This is a genomic window from Neisseria viridiae (genome assembly GCF_962747995.1).
Classification (GTDB): domain Bacteria; phylum Pseudomonadota; class Gammaproteobacteria; order Burkholderiales; family Neisseriaceae; genus Neisseria; species Neisseria viridiae.
On record NZ_CAUJAJ010000010.1, the window covers coordinates 32,714 to 54,243 of the forward strand.

Annotated in this window: 29 protein-coding genes; 23 read left to right on the plus strand and 6 right to left on the minus strand. The window is 53.1% G+C overall.

Going from position 1 to position 21,530, the window contains the following annotated elements; all coding sequences use genetic code 11:
- Positions 1-37: 37 nt before the first annotated feature.
- The 8 genes from mlaE to Q9J79_RS06985 all read left to right on the plus strand — a co-directional run bounded on the left by mlaE (position 38) and on the right by Q9J79_RS06985 (position 4,504).
- The gene (gene mlaE, locus Q9J79_RS06950; protein ID WP_301912574.1) at positions 38-814 is read left to right on the plus strand and encodes a lipid asymmetry maintenance ABC transporter permease subunit MlaE; all 777 of its coding nucleotides are present in this window, start codon (positions 38-40) and stop codon (positions 812-814) included.
- A 51-nt stretch (positions 815-865) separates the two neighbouring features.
- Complete coding sequence (gene mlaD / locus Q9J79_RS06955; RefSeq protein ID WP_167435421.1) at positions 866-1,363, plus strand: outer membrane lipid asymmetry maintenance protein MlaD; 498 nt, start codon at positions 866-868, stop codon at positions 1,361-1,363.
- Positions 1,364-1,399: 36 nt separating this feature from the next.
- Complete coding sequence (locus Q9J79_RS06960; RefSeq protein WP_301912573.1) at positions 1,400-1,990, plus strand: MlaC/ttg2D family ABC transporter substrate-binding protein; 591 nt, start codon at positions 1,400-1,402, stop codon at positions 1,988-1,990.
- Between the two features lie 56 nt (positions 1,991-2,046).
- Positions 2,047-2,325, plus strand: a complete 279-nt coding sequence (locus tag Q9J79_RS06965) for an STAS domain-containing protein (RefSeq protein WP_301912571.1) — start codon at positions 2,047-2,049, stop codon at positions 2,323-2,325.
- A complete protein-coding gene (locus Q9J79_RS06970) occupies positions 2,322-3,149 on the plus strand; it encodes an MlaA family lipoprotein (RefSeq protein WP_003711038.1) in 828 nt (275 codons plus the stop codon). The genes Q9J79_RS06965 and Q9J79_RS06970 overlap by 4 nt, the downstream gene beginning before the upstream one ends.
- 124 nt (positions 3,150-3,273) lie before the next feature.
- Positions 3,274-3,636, plus strand: a complete 363-nt coding sequence (locus tag Q9J79_RS06975; protein ID WP_002229974.1) for a hypothetical protein — start codon at positions 3,274-3,276, stop codon at positions 3,634-3,636.
- Positions 3,636-4,019, plus strand: a complete 384-nt coding sequence (locus Q9J79_RS06980) for an acyl-CoA thioesterase (protein ID WP_301912570.1) — start codon at positions 3,636-3,638, stop codon at positions 4,017-4,019. Before Q9J79_RS06975 ends, Q9J79_RS06980 begins: the two co-directional genes overlap by 1 nt.
- Positions 4,016-4,504 carry a peroxiredoxin family protein gene (locus tag Q9J79_RS06985; RefSeq protein WP_301912569.1) on the plus strand — a complete coding sequence of 163 codons (489 nt, stop codon included), beginning with the start codon at positions 4,016-4,018 and terminating at the stop codon, positions 4,502-4,504. Before Q9J79_RS06980 ends, Q9J79_RS06985 begins: the two co-directional genes overlap by 4 nt.
- 82 nt (positions 4,505-4,586) lie before the next feature.
- Here the strand turns inward: Q9J79_RS06985 and Q9J79_RS06990 are convergent, their stop codons facing one another.
- A complete protein-coding gene (locus Q9J79_RS06990; protein WP_301912568.1) occupies positions 4,587-5,102 on the minus strand; it encodes an acyltransferase in 516 nt (171 codons plus the stop codon).
- A 134-nt stretch (positions 5,103-5,236) separates the two neighbouring features.
- Between Q9J79_RS06990 and rpmE the strand changes: the two genes are divergently transcribed.
- From rpmE to Q9J79_RS07015, 5 genes are all read left to right on the plus strand, one after another.
- On the plus strand, positions 5,237-5,452 hold the full coding sequence (rpmE, locus tag Q9J79_RS06995) for a 50S ribosomal protein L31 (protein WP_003713538.1): 216 nt from the start codon (positions 5,237-5,239) through the stop codon (positions 5,450-5,452).
- A 314-nt stretch (positions 5,453-5,766) separates the two neighbouring features.
- On the plus strand, positions 5,767-6,396 hold the full coding sequence (locus tag Q9J79_RS07000) for a CadD family cadmium resistance transporter (protein ID WP_301912567.1): 630 nt from the start codon (positions 5,767-5,769) through the stop codon (positions 6,394-6,396).
- 64 nt (positions 6,397-6,460) lie between these two features.
- Positions 6,461-8,218 (plus strand): ArnT family glycosyltransferase, encoded by a 1,758-nt coding sequence (locus Q9J79_RS07005; RefSeq protein ID WP_301912566.1) that lies wholly within the window; start codon positions 6,461-6,463, stop codon positions 8,216-8,218.
- 101 nt (positions 8,219-8,319) lie between these two features.
- Positions 8,320-8,925 carry a glutathione S-transferase N-terminal domain-containing protein gene (locus tag Q9J79_RS07010; protein ID WP_301912565.1) on the plus strand — a complete coding sequence of 202 codons (606 nt, stop codon included), beginning with the start codon at positions 8,320-8,322 and terminating at the stop codon, positions 8,923-8,925.
- 71 nt (positions 8,926-8,996) lie between these two features.
- A complete protein-coding gene (locus Q9J79_RS07015; RefSeq protein WP_301912564.1) occupies positions 8,997-9,389 on the plus strand; it encodes a ClpXP protease specificity-enhancing factor in 393 nt (130 codons plus the stop codon).
- A 28-nt stretch (positions 9,390-9,417) separates the two neighbouring features.
- On the opposite strand, the gene Q9J79_RS07020 is transcribed toward Q9J79_RS07015, so the two are convergent.
- The 4 genes from Q9J79_RS07020 to ltgA form a co-directional block, all read right to left on the minus strand.
- Positions 9,418-9,567, minus strand: coding sequence for a hypothetical protein (locus Q9J79_RS07020; protein WP_164734218.1), 150 nt, complete (start codon positions 9,565-9,567; stop codon positions 9,418-9,420).
- 20 nt (positions 9,568-9,587) lie between these two features.
- Entirely contained in the window at positions 9,588-10,034 is a 447-nt protein-coding gene (locus Q9J79_RS07025) for a GatB/YqeY domain-containing protein (protein WP_250314951.1), read from the minus strand.
- A 131-nt stretch (positions 10,035-10,165) separates the two neighbouring features.
- Entirely contained in the window at positions 10,166-10,378 is a 213-nt protein-coding gene (rpsU, locus tag Q9J79_RS07030; RefSeq protein WP_002214819.1) for a 30S ribosomal protein S21, read from the minus strand.
- Positions 10,379-10,666: 288 nt separating this feature from the next.
- On the minus strand, positions 10,667-12,514 hold the full coding sequence (gene ltgA / locus Q9J79_RS07035) for a lytic transglycosylase LtgA (protein ID WP_301912563.1): 1,848 nt from the start codon (positions 12,512-12,514) through the stop codon (positions 10,667-10,669).
- A 529-nt stretch (positions 12,515-13,043) separates the two neighbouring features.
- On the opposite strand from ltgA, the gene Q9J79_RS07040 reads away from it, so the two are divergent.
- The 3 genes from Q9J79_RS07040 to Q9J79_RS07050 all read left to right on the plus strand — a co-directional run bounded on the left by Q9J79_RS07040 (position 13,044) and on the right by Q9J79_RS07050 (position 15,491).
- Positions 13,044-13,781 (plus strand): methionine ABC transporter ATP-binding protein, encoded by a 738-nt coding sequence (locus tag Q9J79_RS07040; RefSeq protein ID WP_301912561.1) that lies wholly within the window; start codon positions 13,044-13,046, stop codon positions 13,779-13,781.
- Position 13,782: 1 nt separating this feature from the next.
- On the plus strand, positions 13,783-14,469 hold the full coding sequence (locus tag Q9J79_RS07045; protein WP_301912560.1) for a methionine ABC transporter permease: 687 nt from the start codon (positions 13,783-13,785) through the stop codon (positions 14,467-14,469).
- A 158-nt stretch (positions 14,470-14,627) separates the two neighbouring features.
- Positions 14,628-15,491, plus strand: coding sequence for a MetQ/NlpA family ABC transporter substrate-binding protein (locus tag Q9J79_RS07050; RefSeq protein ID WP_301912559.1), 864 nt, complete (start codon positions 14,628-14,630; stop codon positions 15,489-15,491).
- Between the two features lie 62 nt (positions 15,492-15,553).
- Here the strand turns inward: Q9J79_RS07050 and Q9J79_RS07055 are convergent, their stop codons facing one another.
- Positions 15,554-16,123 (minus strand): UbiX family flavin prenyltransferase, encoded by a 570-nt coding sequence (locus Q9J79_RS07055; RefSeq protein ID WP_180303396.1) that lies wholly within the window; start codon positions 16,121-16,123, stop codon positions 15,554-15,556.
- Between the two features lie 157 nt (positions 16,124-16,280).
- On the opposite strand from Q9J79_RS07055, the gene Q9J79_RS07060 reads away from it, so the two are divergent.
- The 7 genes from Q9J79_RS07060 (at position 16,281) to atpA (ending at position 21,513) form a co-directional block, all read left to right on the plus strand.
- Complete coding sequence (locus Q9J79_RS07060) at positions 16,281-17,141, plus strand: ParB/RepB/Spo0J family partition protein (RefSeq protein ID WP_013449551.1); 861 nt, start codon at positions 16,281-16,283, stop codon at positions 17,139-17,141.
- Positions 17,142-17,373: 232 nt separating this feature from the next.
- On the plus strand, positions 17,374-17,727 hold the full coding sequence (locus tag Q9J79_RS07065; RefSeq protein ID WP_301912558.1) for an ATP synthase subunit I: 354 nt from the start codon (positions 17,374-17,376) through the stop codon (positions 17,725-17,727).
- Positions 17,717-18,583 carry a F0F1 ATP synthase subunit A gene (gene atpB / locus Q9J79_RS07070; RefSeq protein ID WP_002214802.1) on the plus strand — a complete coding sequence of 289 codons (867 nt, stop codon included), beginning with the start codon at positions 17,717-17,719 and terminating at the stop codon, positions 18,581-18,583. Before Q9J79_RS07065 ends, atpB begins: the two co-directional genes overlap by 11 nt.
- Before the next feature lie 56 nt (positions 18,584-18,639).
- Positions 18,640-18,876, plus strand: a complete 237-nt coding sequence (atpE, locus tag Q9J79_RS07075) for a F0F1 ATP synthase subunit C (RefSeq protein ID WP_002214801.1) — start codon at positions 18,640-18,642, stop codon at positions 18,874-18,876.
- A 70-nt stretch (positions 18,877-18,946) separates the two neighbouring features.
- The gene (locus Q9J79_RS07080; protein WP_002214796.1) at positions 18,947-19,417 is read left to right on the plus strand and encodes a F0F1 ATP synthase subunit B; all 471 of its coding nucleotides are present in this window, start codon (positions 18,947-18,949) and stop codon (positions 19,415-19,417) included.
- Between the two features lie 4 nt (positions 19,418-19,421).
- A complete protein-coding gene (locus Q9J79_RS07085; protein WP_002214793.1) occupies positions 19,422-19,955 on the plus strand; it encodes a F0F1 ATP synthase subunit delta in 534 nt (177 codons plus the stop codon).
- Between the two features lie 10 nt (positions 19,956-19,965).
- Positions 19,966-21,513, plus strand: coding sequence for a F0F1 ATP synthase subunit alpha (gene atpA, locus Q9J79_RS07090; RefSeq protein WP_301912557.1), 1,548 nt, complete (start codon positions 19,966-19,968; stop codon positions 21,511-21,513).
- The last annotated feature ends 17 nt before the right edge of the window (positions 21,514-21,530 follow it).

Sequence of the window (21,530 nt, forward strand, 5' to 3'; positions counted from 1 at the left end):
GCCGTCTGAAACCGTTGAACTTTACATATAGAAATTTATGAATTTTATCCGTTCCGTCGGGGCGAAAACCCTCGGCTTTATTCAATCCATCGGCAGTATTACGCTGTTTCTGCTGAATATTCTGGCGAAATCCGGTACGGCTTTCGTCCGTCCGCGCCTGAGCGTGCGCCAAGTGTATTTTGCTGGCGTGTTGTCGGTGTTGATTGTTGCCGTTTCAGGGTTGTTTGTCGGCATGGTCTTGGGTTTGCAGGGCTATACGCAGCTGGCAAAATTCAAATCCGCCGATATTTTGGGCTATATGGTCGCGGCTTCGCTGTTGCGCGAGCTGGGTCCGGTATTGGCAGCGATTTTGTTTGCCAGCAGTGCGGGCGGTGCGATGACCAGCGAAATCGGTTTGATGAAAACGACCGAACAGCTCGAAGCGATGAACGTGATGGCGGTAAACCCTGTCGCCCGTGTGGTTGCGCCGCGCTTTTGGGCGGGCGTGTTTTCCATGCCGCTTTTGGCTTCGATTTTCAACGTGGCGGGTATTTTCGGCGCGTATTTGGTCGGTGTAACCTGGCTGGGCTTGGACAGCGGCATTTTCTGGTCGCAAATGCAGAACAATATCACGATACATTACGATGTAATCAACGGTCTGATTAAATCCGCCGCGTTCGGCATGGCGGTAACGCTGATTGCCGTGCATCAGGGCTTTCACTGCGTGCCGACTTCGGAAGGCATTTTGCGCGCCAGCACGCGCACGGTGGTTTCGTCCGCCCTGACGATTTTGGCGATCGACTTTGTGTTGACCGCGTGGATGTTTACAGATTGACAGGCCGTCTGAAAACGAAATAAAAAACATTTGGATATTCAAGGAACTTTAATGAAAAAGAATGTATTGGAATTTTGGGTCGGACTGTTTGTCCTGCTCGGCGTGGCGGCGGTTGCCTTTCTCGCTTTCCGCGTGGCGGGCGGCGCGGCGTTCGGCAATTCCGGCAAGACTTATACCGTATATGCCGATTTCAGCGACATCGGCGGTTTGAAGGCCAATGCGCCGATTAAATCCGCAGGCGTATTGGTCGGACGCGTTGGTTCCATCGAGCTTGACCCGAAATCCTATCAGGCGAAGGTCCGCCTCGATTTGGACAGCAAATATCAGTTTAGCAGCGACGTTTCCGCGCAAATCCTGACTTCCGGTCTGTTGGGCGAACAATATATCGGCCTGCAACAAGGCGGCGACACCGAGAATCTCGCCGCAGGCGATACCATTTCCGTTACCAGCTCCGCCATGGTTCTGGAAAACCTAATCGGTAAATTCATGACCAGCTTCGCCGAGAAAAACGCGGCGGGCGGCGACGATGCGGCAAAAGCCACTGAATAAACGTACACCATCATATTCAAACTAGGACACTTAATCATGAAAAAAACCTCTTTCATCAGCGCACTAAGCATCGGCATCTTGAGCATCAGCATGGCGGTTGCCGCCCCTGCCGACGCAGTGAACCAAATCCGTCAAAATGCCACTCAAGTATTGAGCATCTTAAAAAACGGCGATGCCAACACTGCCCGCCAAAAAGCCGAAGCATACGCCGCCCCTTATTTCGATTTCCAACGCATGACCGCATTGGCGGTCGGCAACCCTTGGCGCACCGCGTCCGACGCGCAAAAACAAGCGTTGGCCAAAGAATTTCAAACCCTGCTGATCCGCACTTATTCCGGCACGATGCTGAAATTCAAAAACGCGACCGTCAACGTCAAAGACAATCCCATCGTCAATAAAGGCGGCAAGGAAATCGTCGTCCGCGCCGAAGTCGGCATCCCCGGTCAGAAGCCCGTCAATATGGACTTCACCACCTACCAAAGCGGCGGCAAATACCGTGCCTACAACGTCGCCATCGAAGGCGCGAGCCTGGTTACCGTGTACCGCAACCAATTCGGCGAAATCATCAAGGCGAAAGGCGTGGACGGACTGATTGCCGAGTTGAAAGCCAAAAACGGCAGCAAGTAATCCATAAGCCATGCCGCCAGTCTGAAGGCGGCATGGATTTTTTCCTACCGAACACTATGCATACAGAACTCAACAACGGAACACTGCACATCGGCGGCGACATCACTGTCAAAACCCTGACTAGGGACGCATTTGAGCGTTTCCGGCAACAATGCCGTCTGAAAGAAACCATTGCCGTCGATTTCGGCGGTGTAAAGCGTGCCGATTCCGCCTGCGTGTCGCTGCTGCTCGAAATATTGCGCCGACGCAAAGACAGCATCGGTCTGACCGGCATTCCCGAATCCGTGCGCGCGCTGTCCGAACTGTACGAAATCAAAGACTGGTTGAAATCATGAAAAAAACCGCCTACGCCGTCCTCCTGCTGATCGGGTTCGCTTCCGTCCCTGCATTTGCAGAAACCCGCCCTGCCGACCCTTATGAAGGCTACAACCGCGCCGTTTCCAAATTCAACGACCAAGCCGACCGCTACATTTTCGCCCCTGCCGCGCGCGGCTACCGCAAAGTCACGCCGAAACCCGTCCGCGCCGGCGTGTCCAATTTTTTTAACAACCTGCGCGACGTAGTCAGCTTCGGCAGCAATATCTTGCGCTTGGATATCAAACGCGCAAGCGAAGACCTTGTCCGCGTCGGCATCAACACCACTTTCGGTTTGGGCGGACTGATCGACATCGCCGGCGCGGGCGGCGTTCCCGACAATAAAAACACTTTGGGCGACACGTTTGCCTCGTGGGGATGGAAAAACAGCAATTATTTCGTGCTGCCCGTCTTAGGGCCGTCCACCGTCCGCGACGCGCTCGGCACGGGCATTACCTCCGTTTACCCGCCCAAGAATATCGTCTTCCGCACCCCCGCCGGACGTTGGGGTACGGCTGCCGCCTCCGCCGTCAGCACCCGCGAAGGCCTGCTCGATTTGACCGACAGCCTTGATGATGCCGCCATCGACAAATACAGTTATATGCGCGATTTCTATATGAAGGTCCGCGCGCGGCAGACCGGTGCAACACCTGCCGAAGGTACGGAAGATAACATCGACATCGACGAATTGGTCGAAAGTGCCGAAACCGGGGCGGCGGAAACTGCCGTTCAAGAAGATTCCGTATCCGAAACACAGGCAGAAGCAGCAGGGGAAGCCGAAACGCAACCCGGAACACAACCCTAAAGCCATGCCGTCTGAAAATCCGTGTTCGGACGGCATTCCCTTCTGTCGGAACGGACAGTCCGACACTACAGATTGGGCTATAATCCCTTTTTTGCGCATACCGCGCGACAGCAAAGGAAAAACCATGTACGAAGTCAACCGCAGCGTATTCGTCCTCATTCCGCTTGAACCCTTCTGGAACTGGCTGCAAACCCTGCCGGGCAACCACCTCGACGGACTGACCCTCGAAGACATCCAAGCCGATGCCAATTCCTACCTTGTCCGTCCGTGTGAAACCGCCGACGAAGTATGGGACGAAATCGAAGCCCGTTTTGAAGACATTTTCGCCGCCGAACTTGCCGACTGGTGCGAAGACGAACGCGAGTGGCCTGCGCTCGATGCCGACATTTTCAACGAATGGTTCGACATCCAGCTTTCTACCGTCATCACCGACCTCGAACACGAACCGCTTGCCCGCGAAGCCTTCCAACCCATCAACCTGAACTGATGAAGCTGACCGTCCGCAACTACCATCTCGACGGCTACGGCCATGTCAACAATGCGCGCTACCTCGAATTTCTCGAAGAAGCGCGCTGGGCGTTTTTTGAAGAACGCGGACTGCTGCACGAGTTGGCAGGCCTCATACTGATTGTCGCCCGCATCGACATCCGATACAGCCGTTCCGCCGTCGAAGGCGACGTATTGCAGTTTTCATGCCGTCTGAAAACCCCGGGTACGCGCCGCATTGTGCTGACCCAGAAGATTACACTGCCAAACGGCAAAACCGCCGCAGAAGCCGACATCACCCTGATGCCCGTCCACGCCGCCACACAACGCACCGTCAGCCTGCCCGCCACCCTTGCCCGCGCATTGGAAGCCTTGTCCGAATGAAAAAAATACTCACCGCCGCCGCCGTCGCACTGATCGGCATCCTCCTTGCCATCGTCCTCACCCCCGACAGCAAAACCGCGCCCGCCTTCTCCCTGCCCGACCTGCACGGAAAAACCGTTTCCAACGCCGACCTGCAAGGCAAAGTAACCCTGATTAATTTTTGGTTTCCCTCCTGTCCGGGTTGTGTGAGCGAAATGCCCAAAATCATTAAAACGGCAAATGACTATAAAAACAAAAACTTCCAAGTCCTCGCCGTTGCACAACCTATCGATCCGATAGAAAGCGTCCGCCAATACATCAAAGACTACGGCTTGCCCTTTGCCGTCATGTATGATGCGGATAAAGCCGTCGGACAGGCGTTCGGCACACAGGTTTATCCGACTTCCGTCCTTATCGGCAAAAAAGGCGAAATCCTCAAAACTTATGTCGGCGAACCCGATTTCGGCAAACTCTACCAAGAAATCGATACCGCGCTGGCGCAATAGCGATGCCGTCTGAAACGTAAAAAAAACAGGAACGATGTTCCTGTTTTTTCAGATCATCCGCCCCGACACGTTCAGACGGCATTCAACCTTCCGGCAGATTCTTTTTCACTACTGCCGGATTGCCTGCCGCCAAAGAGTAGGGCAGAATGTCTTTTGTAATCACCGCGCCTGCGCTCACGACCGAGCCGCGTCCGACGGTTACGCCCGCCATCACAATCACCCTGCGCCCCAGCCAGACATCGTCCTCCAACGTAATCGGACGGATTTCCGTATAGCCCTCAAAGCGTTTTTTTGAACGGTCAAATTTGTGGTTATTTGAATAAAACAGACATTCCGACCCCATCATCACATTTTTGCCGACCACCAGCCCACGGCAGATTTCACAGTTTGCCCCGATGCCCGAGCCGTCGCCCAAAACCGTATCCGGAAACACATACGCCCCGCGTTCGATATTGACCCCGCGTCCGATATGCGGAGAAATCCGCCGTGCCAGAAATACGCGTACGCTTTTGCCGATGATGCCGATGCCGCGCATATGCGACGGCGGCAGCACCGAACCGGCAAAACGCAGCAGCAGGAAAAAGAATTTTGACCCCATCAAACCTCCCTCAAAAGAACTTTTTACATTTTATCGAATATCCTCTTGACGAAACAACAGAAAATAGCGAGAATGCCGAGCTTGTCTGAAGCATAGGTACATCCCCTATGCCCGCTTTTTTGAAAGGAAATCAAATGAAACAAGGTATTCACCCGAACTACCACGAAGTCAACGTTACCTGTTCCTGCGGCAACAAATTCGTAACCAAATCCGCGATGGAAAAAGAAAACTTCAATATCGAGGTTTGCTCCCTGTGCCACCCGTTCTATACCGGCACTCAAAAAATCGTCGATACCACCGGTCGCGTGGACAAATTCAACAACAAATTCGGCAACCTGTTCAAACGCTGATTGCCGCTTTGCAAGAATTAAGCCCTGCCATCATTTCGATGGCAGGGCTTTTTAATATTTGGCACACTGACTTCTTATCTATATAGTGGATTAACAAAAATCAGGACAAGGCGACGAAGCCGCAGACAGTACAGATAGTACGGAACCGATTCACTTGGTGCTTCAGCACCCTAAAGAATCGTTCTCTTTGAGCTAAGGCGAGGCAACGCCGTACTGGTTTTTGTTAATCCACTATATTTTGACGGGGTTGAAGTTGACATCTACAAAGTTTAATGTTTGAATACATTCAAAAATATATTTGAATGAGATGTTTTATGATTCAAAATGTTGTTACTTCAATAATCCTGTATTCTGGGACAGCCGTAGACTTACTTATTATCCTAATGTTATTTTTTGCCAAAAGAAAAAGCAGAAAAGACATCATTAACATTTATTTAGGACAATTTCTAGGCTCTGTTAGTCTGATATTGCTAAGTTTGCTTTTTGCATTTGTCTTAGATTATATTCCTAGTAAAGAGATTTTAGGTTTGCTCGGCTTTATTCCAATTTTCCTAGGCATCAAAGTTTTGCTTTTAGGAGATTCTGATGGAGAGGCTATTGCTAAAGAGGGTTTGCGCAAAGATAATAAAAACCTGATTTTTCTAGTCGCTATGATTACTTTTGCAAGTTGTGGCGCTGACAATATTGGTGTCTTTGTCCCATATTTTACTACCTTAAATTTAGCGAATTTGATAGTGGCTTTACTTACCTTTCTAGTCATGATTTATCTCTTGGTTTTTTCTGCCCAAAAATTGGCACAAGTCCCTTCTGTTGGAGAAACTTTGGAAAAATATAGCAGATGGTTTGTTGCTGTTGTTTATTTAGGATTGGGGATATATATCCTGATTGAAAACAACAGTTTTGATATGCTATGGACTGTGTTGGGCCAGGAAAAAATATTATGAAAAAGATAGTATCTGCAAAGACTGCCCCGTGCAGTCTTTTTTGTTGCCGGTCTTTTTGTGTCTGATGCCGTCTGAAGCAGTCTCTGCACGACCTTTGTGCAAATATTTGCTACACTTGGCAATCCATCCATTTCTTCTTACGCTTATGTTGACCTATACCCCGCCCGATACCCGCCCGCCCGCCAAAACCCACGAAAAACCGTGGCTGCTGATGCTGATGGCGTTTGCCTGGTTGTGGCCGGGTGTATTTTCACATGATTTATGGAATCCTGCCGAACCTGCCGTTTATACCGCCGTCGAAGCGTTGGCAGACAGCCGCGTTCCTTTGGTTGCCCATCTGTTCGGGCATGCCGATTTCGGCATACCGCCCGTGTATCTTTGGGTTGCCGCCGCGTTCAAACATTTGCTGTCGCCGTGGGCTGCCGACCCATACGATGCCACACGCTTTGCAGGCGTATTTTTTGCCGTTATCGGACTGACTTCCTGCGGCTTTGCCGGTTTCAACTTTTTGGGCAGACACCACGGGCGCAGCGTCGTCCTGATTCTCATCGGCTGTATCGGGCTGATTCCGGTTGCCCATTTCCTCAATCCCGCCGCCGCCGCCTTTGCCGCCGCCGGACTGGTGCTGCACGGCTACTCGCTGGCACGCCGCCGTGTGATTGCCGCCTCTTTCCTGCTCGGTACGGGTTGGACGCTGATGTCGCTGGCGGCAGCTTATCCGGCAGCATTTGCCCTGATGCTGCCCCTGCCCGTACTGATGTTTTTCCGTCCGTGGCAAAGCAGGCGTTTGATGTTGACGGCAGTCGCCTCGCTTGCCTTTGCCCTGCCGCTTATGACCGTTTACCCGCTGCTCTTGGCAAAAACGCAGCCCGCGCTGTTCGCGCAATGGCTCGACTATCACGTTTTCGGTACGTTCGGCGGCGTGCGGCACATTCAGACGGCATTCAGTTTGTTTTACTATCTGAAAAATCTGCTTTGGTTTGCACTGCCCGCGCTGCCGCTGGCGGTTTGGACGGTTTGCCGCACGCGTCTGTTTTCGACCGATTGGGGGATTTTGGGTGTTGTGTGGATGCTTGCCGTTTTGGTGCTGCTCGCCTTTAATCCGCAGCGTTTTCAAGACAACCTCGTCTGGCTGCTGCCGCCGCTTGCCCTGTTCGGCGCGGCGCAACTGGACAGCCTGAGGCGCGGCGCGGCGGCGTTTGTCAACTGGTTCGGCATTATGGCGTTCGGACTGTTTGCCGTGTTCCTGTGGACGGGCTTTTTCGCCATGAATTACGGCTGGCCCGCCAAGCTTGCCGAACGCGCCGCCTACTTCAGCCCGTATTACGTTCCCGACATCGATCCCATTCCGATGGCGGTTGCCGTACTGTTCACACCCTTGTGGCTGTGGGCGATTACCCGCAAAAACATACGCGGCAGGCAGGCGGTTACCAACTGGGCGGCAGGCGTTACCCTGACCTGGGCTTTGCTGATGACGCTGTTCCTGCCGTGGCTGGACGCGGCGAAAAGCCACGCGCCGGTCGTCCGGAGTATGGAGGCATCGCTTTCCCCGGAATTAAAACGGGAGCTTTCAGACGGCATCGAGTGTATCGGCATAGACAGCGGCGACCTGCACACGCGGATTGTTTGGACACAGTACGGCACATTGCCGCACCGCGTCGGCGATACCCATTGCCGCTACCGCATCGTCCGCCTGCCCCAAAACGCGGATGCGCCGCAAGGCTGGCAGACGGTCTGGCAGGGTGCGCGCCCGCGCAACAAAGACAGTAAGTTCGCACTGATACGGAAAACCGGGGAAAATATATTAAAAACAACAGATTGAGCCGAATTTCTGGATTAAGTGCCGGAAAACGCGTATAATTGCGCGATTAAACCTTTATAAATCAGCCGTTTTGCAGGCATCACACAGGAGCGACAATTATTATGATGACCCTCTATTCCGGCATTACCTGCCCCTTCAGCCACCGCTGCCGCTTCGTTTTGTACGAAAAAGGTATGGATTTTGAAATCAAAGACGTCGATATTTACAACAAACCCGAAGACCTTGCCGTCATGAATCCGTATAACCAAGTCCCCGTACTGGTCGAGCGCGATTTGGTGCTGCATGAGTCCAATATCATCAACGAATACATCGACGAACGCTTCCCCCATCCGCAGCTTATGCCCGGCGATCCCGTTATGCGCGGCCGGGGGCGGCTGGTGCTGTACCGTATGGAAAAAGAATTGTTCAACCACGTCCAAGTTTTGGAAAACCCCGCCGCCACCAACAAGGAACAGGCAAAAGCGCGCGAAGCCATCGGCAACGGACTGACGATGCTTGCCCCTTCGTTCAGCAAAAGCAAATACATTCTCGGCGAAGATTTTTCTATGATTGATGTCGCCATTGCCCCGCTGCTGTGGCGGCTCGACCACTACGATGTCAAACTGGGCAAAAGTGCCGCGCCGCTGCTCAAATACGCCGAGCGCATCTTCCAGCGCGAAGCCTTTATCGAAGCACTGACACCCGCCGAAAAAGCCATGCGCAAATAAGCTCGGAATGCTTGCAAAACCCGCCGTTTTGCAGGCATTTTCCTATTTTGGCGTACAACACGGAACCCATTATGCCCACTTCCACCAAACCCTACATCCTCCGCGCACTTTACGAATGGTGCAGCGACAACAGCCTCACACCGCACATTCTTGTCTGGGTCAACGAACACACGCGCGTTCCCATGCAGTACGTCCGCGACAACGAAATTATGCTCAACATCGGCGCGACCGCCACGCAAAACCTTCAAATCGACAACGATTGGATCAGTTTTTCCGCCCGTTTCGGCGGACAGGCGCACGACATATGGATACCTGTCGGACACGTCCTCAGCCTTTTCGCACGGGAGACCGGCGAAGGTATGGGGTTTGAATTGGAGGAGTACCGCCCCGATACGCCGCCTGAAAACACTTCTGCCGAAACCGCGCCCCGGCCCGCCAAAAAAGGTTTGAAATTGGTCAAATAAATCTATGCCGTCTGAACGGAATCGTGTTTCAGACGGCATTTTGTCCGATGGGGCGCAAACGGAATCCGTTTATCGGCAAAACCCGTTTCGGCGTATCAAAACCGTGTTGCCCCTGCCGATTCGATATTGGGATATTGAAAATGCCGTCTGAACCTGCGATACGGGCTTCAGACGGCATTTTGTCTGATATTCGGGCAATCAGGCGGTCAGCACGGCTTTCAGGATTTTGTTGACTTCGCCCATATCGGCTTTGCCGGCGAGGCGGGTTTTCAATACGCCCATCACTTTGCCCATATCCGCCATACCTGCCGCGCCGGTTTCGGCAACGGCGGCTTCGACCGCAGTACGGATTTCTCCGGCGGAGAGCATTTGCGGCAGGTAGCGGTGCAGTACCTCGATTTCGGCGTTTTCTTTGTCTGCCAAATCCCGGCGGCCGGCTTCAGTGTAGATTTTCGCGCTGTCTTTGCGCTGTTTGACCATTTTGGTCAGGATGGCGGTGATTTTGGCATCGTCGGCTTCGGTGCGTTCGTCCACTTCAAACTGTTTGACGGCGGCGTTGATGAGGCGGATGGTGCCGAGGGAAACTTGGTCTTTGGCGCGCATCGCGGTTTTCATGTCTTCGGTAAGGCGGATTTTCAGGCTCATAATGTCCTCGCTGGGATGTCGGATGGAAACGGCGGGTTTCGATGCCGTCTGAAAAGCAAAACACACCGCAGAGCAGGTCTTGCGGTGTGTCCTCATATCACAGGGCTGACCTGTAATCTGTACTTGAACGTTTAGTACATTTTGGGCGGCAGTTGTTGGCTGCGCAGGCGTTTTTGCAGGCGTTTTACGGCAGCCGCTTTTTTGCGTTTGCGTTCGGTAGTCGGTTTTTCGTAGGCTTCGCGGGCGCGCAGCTCGGTCAGCAGGCCGGTTTTTTCTACGGCGCGTTTGAAACGGCGCATAGCGACTTCAAAGGGTTCGTTCTCTTTTACGCGGATTGCAGGCATTTTATTTCCTTTAATAAATTCGGTTGTTTCATCTGCCCATCATATCGGTGGAAAGGGTAGGGCAGACGGTGTTGAAGGTTTACCGTATCGCTGTGCCTTGCGGCGGCGGGATACGCGCCGTGACGGAAACATCACCTCCTAACGGGTTGGCTTGTGCCGTGTCAAGCTGCTTGAAAAAGCAGGAAAAACAATTTTCGGATTATCTTATATTTATGGTTCGCCGTCAATGCCGTTCGGGATAAAAATGCCGTCTGAAAGACCGGGCGGGTTTCAGACGGCATCGGTACGTCAGCGTGCAGGAACGGTGCCCATACGCTGTTTGAGCGGGATGTGCGGCGCGCCGAAGAGGGAGGCGTAGTAGGCGGCATTGGTCATCACTTTTTTGACATAGTCGCGCGTTTCGGAAAACGGGATGGTTTCGGCATATACCGCGCCTTCAAGGGGCGTGTCCGCCTGCCATCGGTGCGCTCTGCCGGGGCCGGCGTTATAGCCTGCGGTAGCGAGGACTTCGTTGTTTTGCAGGCGGCGTTTGGTGTCCGCCATATACCACGTCCCCATACGGATATTGCCGTCGGCGGTGTAAAGTTGTGCGGCATCCATACCGATTTTGCCGGCGATTTCGCGCGCGGTGGCAGGCATAACCTGCATCAGCCCCTGTGCGCCTACGCCGGATTGCGCGCCCATAACGAAGCGGCTTTCCTGACGGATGAGCCCGTAAACCCACGCCGGATCGACATTAACATTTTGCGCGTGGCGGATTACGGTGTCTTTAAACGGCGAAATATAGCGCAATGTGTAGTTGAGTTTGCGGTCGGTGCGTTCCGCGCTGTTGACCGCCATATCGTAAAAGCCGTGGTCGAACGCGGTTTGCGCTGCGGTCAGCAGCTTGTCTTCGTCAAAGCCGCGTGTGGCAAAACGCCATTCCGCCTGAGCCTGACGGCGCATTTTCGCATCGCCGGCGGTTCGGCTGTTTTGGAACAGCACCAGCGCGCGTTTGACTGCACCGTCTTCCGCCATGCGGCGGACGCTGTTTGTGTCGGCATCGGGAACATTGTTGCGCGTATCAATTTTCCGACCCAATTCTTCCCCTGCCAGTACGGCATAAAAATTCCTGCCCGTCGCTGCCGCCTGTTCATAGAGTTTTGCTGTCTGCTGCAAGTTGCCCAGCGCAGCATGGCTGCGTGCCAGCCAGTAGAGCCAGGTCGGGCTTTTTTGCAGTTTTTCGGGCATATGCGAGATAACGGAAGCCAGCTCGTCCCAACGTTGGGCACGCAAGGCGGCGCGGGCGTACCATTCGATTTGGTCGTCGGTCAGTTGGCGGCGGTCGGAAACTTTGCCGTAATAGTCCAAGGCGGCAGGCACATTGAGGTTTTGCGACTGATAATGCCCCAATACGCCCCACGCGAAACTGCGTTGTTCGGGGCTTAAACCGCTTTCCATTTCGGACAGCAGGGCGGCGGCATTCGGCGATTTGCGTGCTTCTTTGCCGATGACGTTCAACAGGGCGTATTCGCGCGAACCTTGTGTGCCGCCGTCAAACGGGCTGCCCAATGCGGCGGCAAGGTTGCGTGCGTCTGTGGTTTGGCGACCGGCCAGCAGTCCGCGTACGCGCCTCCAGGCGTCGTTGCCGTCCAACAAGCCGGATGCGGCTGCCTGTTCCAACAGTTTGGTGCAGCCCGAAGGCAGTTTGCCCGTATTTTTGACCAGTTCGGCGGCACGCGTATAGTCGTTGCGGCTCGAATCGGCGTAGCATTCGACTTCTTGGGCGCGCCCTGCCGGTTCGAGTTTGGCATATTCCTGTGCAAACAGCGTCCACTGTCTGCGTGCGCCCAAAGACTTCAGCCACTCGTTGCGGACATTTTCCGCCATCGCGCTGTCGCCGACGTTTTCCAAATAGGCGGCGACGGCGGTATCGTTTTTCTGTTTCACTGCATCCAGTGCGGAAGGGTAGCTGCTGTAATCTGCCAGCGTTTTTCCTTCGGGTTCGGCAGGGCGGGGGGGAACGCTTGCCGAAAGACCGGCAGTTTCTATATTGTCTGCCAGGGTCTTGCCGCTGGGCGCGTGTGTCGAAGAACACGCGGCAAGCACCAGAGCCGCCAGCAGCGGCAGGGAATGCTTCATAGAGGGTAGGTACATCGGATTTCCTTAAGAATCAGAACCCTGAACGGTCAGGGTTGGAAAAGACAAAATGCCGTCTGAACAGGCGTTTGCCCGAATTATATGCCGAAACTGCACCGCCTTTGGAATGTTTCCGACATAATTTATAGTGGATTAACAAAAACCAGTACAGCGTTGCCTCGCCTTAGCTCAAAGAGAACGATTCTCTAAGGTGCTGAAGCACCAAGTGAATCGGTTCCGTACTATTTGTACTGTCTGCGGCTTCGTCGCCTTGTCCTGATTTTTGTTAATCCACTATATATTTTTCAATTATTTGCCGTTTTGGTGCGAACCGCTGCCTTTGCCCGTTTCAGACGGCATTGTCCGAAATGGTTGCCTGCTTCCTGCTTTATTGACAAAAAAACGCTTTCCCGATAATATCCTACGAAAATTAACCTGCCGATTTGACACAGCTTGCGGGCATAACAGCTAAAGCGTTCCGACAATTTCAGCTTTATCTTCCGCGCCCGTTGTGTCCGACATCGGGCTTTGTTGTATGGGAAAGACAATGATTATTTTGGACAAGGTTTCCAAGCATTACCAAACGCGCGACAAGACCCGTTTTGCCGCCGTCGAGCCGACCAGCCTCGAAATCCGCGACGGCGAAATCTTCGGGCTGATGGGCTATTCCGGCGCGGGCAAATCCACTCTGCTGCGCCTGATTAACCTGTTGGAACGCCCCGACAGCGGCACGGTCGGCGTGTGCGGACAAGATTTAACCAAGCTGAATGCCGCCGCATTGCGCCGGGCGCGGCAAAATATCGGTATGGTGTTCCAGCAGTTCAACCTGTTGAACAACCGCACCGTCGCCGGTAACGTCGCCTTCCCATTGGAAATCGCCGGATGGCCGTCTGAAAAAATCAAAGCGCGCGTTAAAGAATGCCTTGAAATCGTCGGCTTGACCGAACGCGCCGGCCACTATCCCGCCCAGCTGTCCGGCGGGCAGAAACAACGTGTCGGCATCGCCCGTGCGCTCGCGCCCAAGCCGCAAGTCATCCTCGCCGACGAACCCACTTCCGCCCTCGATCCCGCCACCACGCGCAGCGTCTTGGAATGTTTGGAAGACATCAACAAACGCTTCAACGTAACCATCGTCATCGTAACCCACGAAATGAGCGTCATCAGACGACTGTGCGACCGCGCCGCCCTCTTGGATAAAGGCAAAGTCGTCGAAATCGTCGAAGTACGCGGCAACCAAATCCACGCCCAATCCGAAATCGGGCGCGAACTGATTCGGGAGGACTGATATGGCAGACTTAACATTCCAACAAGCCGTTTCCAACATCATCGGTATGAAAGGCGAAATCGTCCGCGCATTGGGCGAAACCTTTGTGATGGTCGGGCTGTCCACCACGTTTGCCGTCATTTTCGGCACGCTGTTGGGCGTGTTGCTCTTCGTAACTTCCAGCCGCCAGCTGCATTACAACAAGCCGGTAAATTTCCTGCTCGACAACTTAGTCAACCTAATGCGCGCCTTCCCCTTCGTCATCCTGATGATTGCCATGATACCCGCGACACGCGCCATCGTCGGCAGCACCATCGGCCCGGTTGCCGCTTCGCTGGTGTTGAGCGTGTCGGGATTGTTTTATTTTGCCCGTTTGGTGGAACAAAACCTGCGCGAAGTCCCCAAAGGCGTGATTGAAGCCGCCGCCGCGATGGGTGCGCCGCCGCTTGCCATCGTCCGCAAAGTCCTCTTAAACGAAGCGCGCGCGGGTATGGTTTCCAGCATTACCGTGCTTGCCATCGGGCTTTTGTCATACAGCGCGGCGGCAGGGATGATAGGCGGCGGCGGCTTGGGCGACCTCGCCATCCGCTACGGCTACTACCGCTACCAAACCGAAGTCATCGTCTTCATCGTCGCCCTCCTCGTGCTGCTGGTCATCCTGATTCAAAGCACCGGCAACGCGTTGGCGCGGAAATTGGACAAACGTTAAACCCGAATGCCGTCTGAACGCCAAAATCCCCACCGCTATCCGAAAAATGCTATAAAATCCCCCTGTTCGCGGCAAATGCCGTCTGAACGCCGAATCCGGACGGCAGGGTTTCCTGCCCGTCATTTTTGTTTGAAACCGCCACAACATCAGGAGAAAATATGAAAACCTTCTTCAAAACCCTTTCCGCCGCCGCACTCGCGCTCGTCCTCGCCGCCTGCGGCGGTCAAAAAGACAGCGCGCCCGCCGCATCCGCTTCTGCCGCCGCCGACAACGGCGCGGCGAAAAAAGAAATCGTCTTCGGCACGACCGTCGGCGACTTCGGCGATATGGTCAAAGAACAAATCCAACCCGAGTTGGAGAAAAAAGGCTACACTGTCAAATTGGTCGAGTTTACCGACTATGTGCGCCCGAATCTGGCATTGGCTGAGGGTGAGTTGGACATCAACGTCTTCCAACACAAACCCTATCTTGACGATTTCAAAAAAGAACACAACCTGGACATCACCGAAGCTTTCCAAGTGCCGACCGCGCCTTTGGGACTGTATCCGGGCAAGCTGAAATCGCTGGAAGAAGTCAAAGACGGCAGCACCGTATCCGCGCCCAACGACCCGTCCAACTTCGCACGCGCCTTGGTGATGCTGAACGAATTGGGTTGGATCAAACTCAAAGACGGCATCAATCCGCTGACCGCATCCAAAGCGGACATTGCCGAAAATCTGAAAAACATCAAAATCGTCGAGCTTGAAGCCGCGCAACTGCCGCGCAGCCGTGCCGACGTGGATTTTGCCGTCGTCAACGGCAACTACGCCATAAGCAGCGGCATGAAGCTGACCGAAGCCTTGTTCCAAGAACCGAGCTTTGCCTATGTCAACTGGTCTGCCGTCAAAACCGCCGACAAAGACAGCCAATGGCTCAAAGACGTAACCGAGGCCTATAACTCCGACGCGTTCAAAGCCTACGCGCACAAACGCTTCGAGGGCTACAAATACCCTGCCGCATGGAATGAAGGCGCAGCCAAATAAGGCAGTCGTATAAAATGATGCCGTCTGAACCGCATTCCGTGTTCAGACGGCATTTTTGTCCTTTAATCCGCCATCCCCTGCCATTCCGCCGAATCCGGCGTATCGATTCCGAACAGCGACAGCGCGTGTGCGACACTGTGTGTAACAATATCGTCTGCGGTTTGCGGCTTGCGGTACATCGCAGGAACAGGGGGAAACACCACGCCGCCCATTTCCGTTACCCGCTTCATATTGTCCAAATGGGCAAGGTTCAGCGGCGTTTCGCGCACCATCAGCACCAGCCGCCGCCTTTCCTTCAAAACCACATCCGCCGCACGCGTCAAGAGGTTGTCGCCGAAGCCGTGCGCGACCGAGGCAAGCGTCCGCATCGAACAGGGGGCGACCAGCATCCCGTCCGTTTTAAACGTACCGCTGGCAATGCACGCCCCGATATTGCCGATCGGATGCACGAAGTCCGCCAAGGCATACACTTCGTCTCTCGCATAAGCCGTTTCCGAAGCGCGCGCCATCTCCGCGCCTTTCGATACCACAAGGTGCGTTTCGACATCTTGCGCGCGCAAAAGTTCCAAAGCCTTCACGCCGTATTGGAAACCGCTCGCCCCGCTGATGCCGATTATCAAACGCCGTACCATCATCCGCCTTTCCCATAAAACCGCCTGCAACGGCAAACCGGCTATTATAGTGAAAAAACAGAAATCCGATAAACACGGATACAAATTGTCGGCAACACCCAATATCCGATAAAATACCCGATTTAACATCCTATCTGAATAGGCACGGGAGGGCGGTATGGCAAAAGTAAAAGGCGGATTGGGGCGCGGTTTGGATTCGCTGCTCGCCAACGGCGCGGACAACAGCAGCGGCGACCGATTGACTACGGTTGCGGTTAAAGATATCCGGCCCGGCCGCTATCAGGCGCGTGTTCAAATCGATGACGAAGCCTTGCAGGAGCTGGCGGATTCGATTAAGGCGCAAGGCGTGATACAGCCCGTCATCGTGCGCGAACACGGACTGTCCCGATACGAACTGATTGCGGGGGAGCGGCGTTGGCGTGCCGCACAGATTGCCGGCCTGACCGAAATCCCCGCCGTTATCAAAACCATCAGCGACGAAACCGCGTTGGCAATGGGTTTGATCGAAAACCTCCAGCGCGAAAACCTCAACCCCATCGAAGAAGCACAAGGCTTGAAACGCCTTGCCGACGAGTTCGGGCTGACCCACGAAACCATCGCCCAAGCCGTCGGCAAAAGCCGAAGCGCGATTTCCAACAGCCTGCGCCTTTTAAGCCTGCCCGAACCCGTGCAGGAAATGCTTTACCAACGCCGCCTCGAAATGGGGCACGCCCGCGCATTGCTGACCCTGCCCGTCGTCGAACAGCTCGAATTGGCGCAAAAGGCCGTCAAAAACGGCTGGTCGGTGCGCGAAGTCGAACGCCGCAGCCAGGCCGCCCTTCAAAACAAACGTCCCGAGCCCAAAAAAACTGCCGCCGCCGACATCGGCCGCCTGAATGATTTGCTGACTGAAAAACTGGGTGTCAACGCTGAAGTCAAAACCGCCAACCACAAAAAAGGCAGGATTGTCCTGTATTTCGATACGCCTGAAACGTTCGGCCACCTGTTGGAGCAGTTGGGAATAGATTACCTGCCTTAATTTTGCGGGATATGCCGTCTGAAACATAAAACGTAAAGAAATTCGGACAAACTTTCCAATAATCTGTAATTATATGTAATGTGTGTTAGAATGACACCTGCCGCCGTTATTCAGGCGGCGGGTGCGGCGGATTGGGATACGTTGTTTCACAAAGATTAACTGTCGCTTGACGTAATAAGGCTTCTAAATTATATTAGCCGCGCCTCAAATCCGAGGCGGAAACATTCCCTTTATGAAGCAGATTATCATCCTACAATCCGCCGTATTGTCCATATGCGCCGCAGTTGCCTTTGCCGTATGGGGTTTTGCCGGATTCCTTTCGGCGGTCGGGGGCGGTTTGTCCTACCTGCTTCCCACGTTTGTTGCAGTTTTACTTTTAAAACTTTTCAGGGGAAACCCCTTCCTGCAAAGCAGGATGTTCGTCTTCGGAGAGATTTTAAAAGTAGTGCTGTCGCTGTTGTCTATGCTCGCCGTATTTGCAATATGGCATCAATCGCTGGTGTTCGCCCCGTTTTTGATGGGGCTGTTCGGTGTCAGCCATTTGGTTTTTTTAGTATTGTTGAGAGTGAAAGATTATGGCAGGTGAAACCATTACCGCTGCCGACTACATCAAGCACCACTTGCAGAGCTTGACCAGTTTGTCGGACGTTACTCAGGGTCAGGGACTGAAAAACATTGCTGATTTTTCGTTTATTAACCTTGATGCCGTCTTTTTCGCCGTCCTGTTGGGCGTAATCGGCAGCTTCCTGTTGTGGCGCGGTGCAAAAAAAGCAACGGCAGGCGTTCCCGGGCGTTTCCAGGCTGCGGTGGAAATCCTGTTCGAGTTTGTGGACGATATGTGTAAGAGCATCATTCACAACGAAAAGTCTAGAAAAGCCGTCGCGCCGTTGGGTCTGACGCTGTTTGTCTGGATTTTCCTGATGAACGCGATGGATATGCTGCCGGTCGATTTGCTGCCGATGGTATGGCAGGGCATTACCGGCAATCATCACGCCCTGCTACGCGTCGTACCTACTGCCGATTTGAACACTACTTTGGCACTCGCTGTCGGCGTGTTGCTGATTTGTATCTATTACAACATCAAAATCAAAGGATTGGGCGGCTGGTTTCACGAGCTGTTCAGCGCGCCGTTCGGTGCAAAACTCGCACCTGCGAACTTCCTGCTGAATTTGGTCGAGTTTCTTTCTAAAACCGTATCACACGGTATGCGGTTGTTCGGTAATATGTATGCGGGTGAGTTGGTATTCCTGCTGATAGCCTTGCTTGGCGGTGCTTGGGCGGCTTCCGGCAGCGTTGAAGTCATGGATCCGATTCTGTTTGTATTCCACATTATTGCCGGTTTGGCATGGGCGATTTTCCATATTTTGGTGATTACCCTACAGGCGTTTATTTTCATGGCGTTGGCGTTCGTCTATATCGGGCAGGCGCACGATGCACACTGATTTTCCCAAGTAGTTTGTTTTTGTAGTTTAACCTTTGTTTCTTTAAGGAGTTTAAAATGGGTTTGATTGCTATCGCATGTGGTTTGATCGTTGCATTGGGCGCACTGGGTGCCTCTATCGGTATCGCAATGGTCGGTTCTAAATATTTGGAATCTTCTGCCCGCCAGCCCGAACTGATCGGTCCGCTGCAAACCAAACTGTTCCTGATTGCCGGTTTGATTGATGCGGCCTTCTTGATCGGTGTCGCCATTGCACTGCTGTTCGCCTTCGTTAACCCGTTTGCAGGTGCATAATCAGGACGGATTCGTCCGTTCCGTACAGGCGCAGCCTGTTTGATTAACCCCAATACGAAGGTTAAGTAACGTGAATATCAATGCAACATTATTCGCTCAAATCATCGTCTTTTTCGGTTTGGTATGGTTTACCATGAAATTTGTGTGGCCGCCGATTGCAAAAGCTTTGGATGAGCGTGCCGCAAAAGTCGCCGAAGGCTTGGCTGCCGCCGAGCGCGGTAAGAGCGATTTCGAGCAGGCTGAAAAAAAGGTTGCAGAACTCTTGGCAGAAGGGCGTAATCAGGTTTCCGAAATGGTTGCCAACGCCGAAAAACGTGCCGCCAAAATTGTCGAAGAAGCCAAAGAACAGGCTTCTTCCGAGGCGGCGCGCATTGCAGCTCAGGCAAAGGCCGATGTGGAGCAGGAATTGTTCCGCGCGCGCGAATCCCTGCGCGAGCAGGTTGCCGTGTTGGCTGTCAAAGGTGCCGAATCTATTTTGCGCAGCGAAGTCGATGCTTCCAAACACGCAAAACTGCTCGATACCCTGAAACAGGAGCTGTAATCTTATGGCAGAGTTCGCAACGATCGCCAGACCTTATGCAAAGGCATTGTTCGGTCTGGCTCAGGAAAAAAACCAAATTGAGTCTTGGTTGGGCGGACTGGAAAAACTTGCGGCGGTTGTTCAGGAAGGGAAGGTGGCTTCATTGATTGACCGTCCTGAAACGAATGCTTCAGAAAAAGCAGATATCCTCATCGATTTGGTCGGTTTGAAAGACAAGGAGTTGAAAAACTTTGTTATCGTCTTGGCCGGGCAGAAACGTTTGTCGATATTGCCGGAAGTATATGCTCAATATCAAGACTTGACCTTATCATTCAACCATATCAAATCTGCCGTCATTTACAGTGCCTATCCGTTGACCGACAAACAGGTTGGCGAGTTGGCGCAAATGCTGAATAAGCGTTTCGACAGCGAGCTGAAAATCTCTGTCGAAATCGAACCGGAGCTGATTGGCGGCATAAAAGTTGAAGTGGGTGATCAGGTTTTGGATTTGTCTGTACAAGGCAAACTGAGTGCCTTGTACACGACTATGACGAATTAGGAGAGTTTTCATGCAGCTTAATCCTGCTGAAATTAGCGATCTGATTAAAGCCAAGATCGAAAATCTGTCTGTAAATGCTGAAGTGCGTACCCGTGGTACGGTGATTTCGGTAACTGACGGTATCGTTCGCATCCATGGTTTGTCAGATGCAATGCAAGGTGAGATGCTCGAATTCCCGGGCAACACGTTCGGCTTGGCGATGAACCTGGAGCGCGACTCCGTCGGTGCCGTAGTGTTGGGCGAGTACGAACATATTAAAGAAGGCGATACAGTTACCCGTACCGGCCGTATTTTGGAAGTGCCGATCGGTCGCGAATTGGTTGGTCGCGTAGTTGATGCATTGGGTCGTCCTATCGACGGTAAAGGTCCAATCAATACAACTTTGACTGCTCCAATCGAAAAAATCGCACCGGGTGTGATTGCACGTAAATCGGTTGACCAACCCATGCAAACCGGCCTGAAAGCTATTGACTCTATGGTTCCGGTTGGTCGTGGCCAACGTGAGCTGATCATTGGTGACCGTCAAACCGGTAAAACAGCCGTAGCACTGGATGCCATCGTTAACCAAAAAGGTACAGGCGTTATCTGTATTTATGTGGCTATCGGTCAAAAAGCATCTTCTATTGCCAACGTAGTGCGCAAATTGGAAGAGCATGGTGCGATGGAACACACTATCGTGGTTGCTGCGACTGCATCTGAAGCGGCGGCATTGCAATATATCGCACCTTACTCCGGTTGTACGATGGGTGAATTCTTCCGCGACCGCGGCGAAGATGCCTTGATTGTTTATGACGATTTGTCCAAACAGGCTGTGGCTTACCGTCAAATTTCCCTGCTTTTGCGCCGTCCGCCCGGCCGCGAAGCCTATCCCGGCGACGTATTCTACCTGCACTCCCGTCTGTTGGAGCGTGCGGCACGTGTCAATGAACACGAAGTGGAGAAATTGACCAACGGCGAAGTAAAAGGCAAAACCGGTTCTCTGACCGCGTTGCCGATTATCGAAACCCAAGCGGGCGACGTATCTGCTTTCGTTCCGACTAACGTCATTTCGATTACCGACGGTCAGATTTTCTTGGAAACCGACCTCTTCAACGCCGGTATTCGTCCTGCAATCAATGCCGGTATTTCCGTATCCCGCGTAGGCGGTGCTGCACAAACCAAAGTGATTAAAAAGCTGGGTGGCGGTATCCGTTTGGCATTGGCGCAATATCGTGAATTGGCGGCGTTTTCGCAATTTGCATCCGATTTGGATGAAGCTACGCGCAAACAATTGGAGCATGGCGAAGTCGTAACCGAACTGATGAAACAGAAACAGTTCAGTACGTTGAATACGGCTGAAATGGCTTTGACCCTTTGGGCAATCAACAACGGTTCGTATTCTGATGTTCCGGTTGCCAAAGCTCTGGCTTTTGAATCTGAATTTTTGAGCTTTGTCCGTACCCAACATCCGGAAGTTTTGGAAGCCGTCAATGCTTCAGGTGCAATGTCCGACGAGAGCGAGAAAACGCTTGAAGCAGCCATGAAATCCTTCAAATCTTCTTACGCCTATCAGGCATAAGGCTTGAAGTGAAAGGA

Bases quoted from the DNA above. Each gene is read 5' to 3' on its own strand.
- mlaE (WP_301912574.1), top strand. From the start codon at position 38: ATGAATTTTATCCGTTCCGTCGGGGCGAAAACCCTCGGCTTTATTCAA.
- mlaD (WP_167435421.1), top strand. From the start codon at position 866: ATGAAAAAGAATGTATTGGAATTTTGGGTCGGACTGTTTGTCCTGCTC.
- Q9J79_RS06960 (WP_301912573.1), top strand. From the start codon at position 1,400: ATGAAAAAAACCTCTTTCATCAGCGCACTAAGCATCGGCATCTTGAGC.
- Q9J79_RS06965 (WP_301912571.1), top strand. From the start codon at position 2,047: ATGCATACAGAACTCAACAACGGAACACTGCACATCGGCGGCGACATC.
- Q9J79_RS06970 (WP_003711038.1), top strand. From the start codon at position 2,322: ATGAAAAAAACCGCCTACGCCGTCCTCCTGCTGATCGGGTTCGCTTCC.
- Q9J79_RS06975 (WP_002229974.1), top strand. From the start codon at position 3,274: ATGTACGAAGTCAACCGCAGCGTATTCGTCCTCATTCCGCTTGAACCC.
- Q9J79_RS06980 (WP_301912570.1), top strand. From the start codon at position 3,636: ATGAAGCTGACCGTCCGCAACTACCATCTCGACGGCTACGGCCATGTC.
- Q9J79_RS06985 (WP_301912569.1), top strand. From the start codon at position 4,016: ATGAAAAAAATACTCACCGCCGCCGCCGTCGCACTGATCGGCATCCTC.
- Q9J79_RS06990 (WP_301912568.1), bottom strand. From the start codon at position 5,102: ATGGGGTCAAAATTCTTTTTCCTGCTGCTGCGTTTTGCCGGTTCGGTG.
- rpmE (WP_003713538.1), top strand. From the start codon at position 5,237: ATGAAACAAGGTATTCACCCGAACTACCACGAAGTCAACGTTACCTGT.
- Q9J79_RS07000 (WP_301912567.1), top strand. From the start codon at position 5,767: ATGATTCAAAATGTTGTTACTTCAATAATCCTGTATTCTGGGACAGCC.
- Q9J79_RS07005 (WP_301912566.1), top strand. From the start codon at position 6,461: ATGCCGTCTGAAGCAGTCTCTGCACGACCTTTGTGCAAATATTTGCTA.
- Q9J79_RS07010 (WP_301912565.1), top strand. From the start codon at position 8,320: ATGATGACCCTCTATTCCGGCATTACCTGCCCCTTCAGCCACCGCTGC.
- Q9J79_RS07015 (WP_301912564.1), top strand. From the start codon at position 8,997: ATGCCCACTTCCACCAAACCCTACATCCTCCGCGCACTTTACGAATGG.
- Q9J79_RS07020 (WP_164734218.1), bottom strand. From the start codon at position 9,567: ATGCCGTCTGAAGCCCGTATCGCAGGTTCAGACGGCATTTTCAATATC.
- Q9J79_RS07025 (WP_250314951.1), bottom strand. From the start codon at position 10,034: ATGAGCCTGAAAATCCGCCTTACCGAAGACATGAAAACCGCGATGCGC.
- rpsU (WP_002214819.1), bottom strand. From the start codon at position 10,378: ATGCCTGCAATCCGCGTAAAAGAGAACGAACCCTTTGAAGTCGCTATG.
- ltgA (WP_301912563.1), bottom strand. From the start codon at position 12,514: ATGTACCTACCCTCTATGAAGCATTCCCTGCCGCTGCTGGCGGCTCTG.
- Q9J79_RS07040 (WP_301912561.1), top strand. From the start codon at position 13,044: ATGATTATTTTGGACAAGGTTTCCAAGCATTACCAAACGCGCGACAAG.
- Q9J79_RS07045 (WP_301912560.1), top strand. From the start codon at position 13,783: ATGGCAGACTTAACATTCCAACAAGCCGTTTCCAACATCATCGGTATG.
- Q9J79_RS07050 (WP_301912559.1), top strand. From the start codon at position 14,628: ATGAAAACCTTCTTCAAAACCCTTTCCGCCGCCGCACTCGCGCTCGTC.
- Q9J79_RS07055 (WP_180303396.1), bottom strand. From the start codon at position 16,123: ATGGTACGGCGTTTGATAATCGGCATCAGCGGGGCGAGCGGTTTCCAA.
- Q9J79_RS07060 (WP_013449551.1), top strand. From the start codon at position 16,281: ATGGCAAAAGTAAAAGGCGGATTGGGGCGCGGTTTGGATTCGCTGCTC.
- Q9J79_RS07065 (WP_301912558.1), top strand. From the start codon at position 17,374: ATGAAGCAGATTATCATCCTACAATCCGCCGTATTGTCCATATGCGCC.
- atpB (WP_002214802.1), top strand. From the start codon at position 17,717: ATGGCAGGTGAAACCATTACCGCTGCCGACTACATCAAGCACCACTTG.
- atpE (WP_002214801.1), top strand. From the start codon at position 18,640: ATGGGTTTGATTGCTATCGCATGTGGTTTGATCGTTGCATTGGGCGCA.
- Q9J79_RS07085 (WP_002214793.1), top strand. From the start codon at position 19,422: ATGGCAGAGTTCGCAACGATCGCCAGACCTTATGCAAAGGCATTGTTC.
- atpA (WP_301912557.1), top strand. From the start codon at position 19,966: ATGCAGCTTAATCCTGCTGAAATTAGCGATCTGATTAAAGCCAAGATC.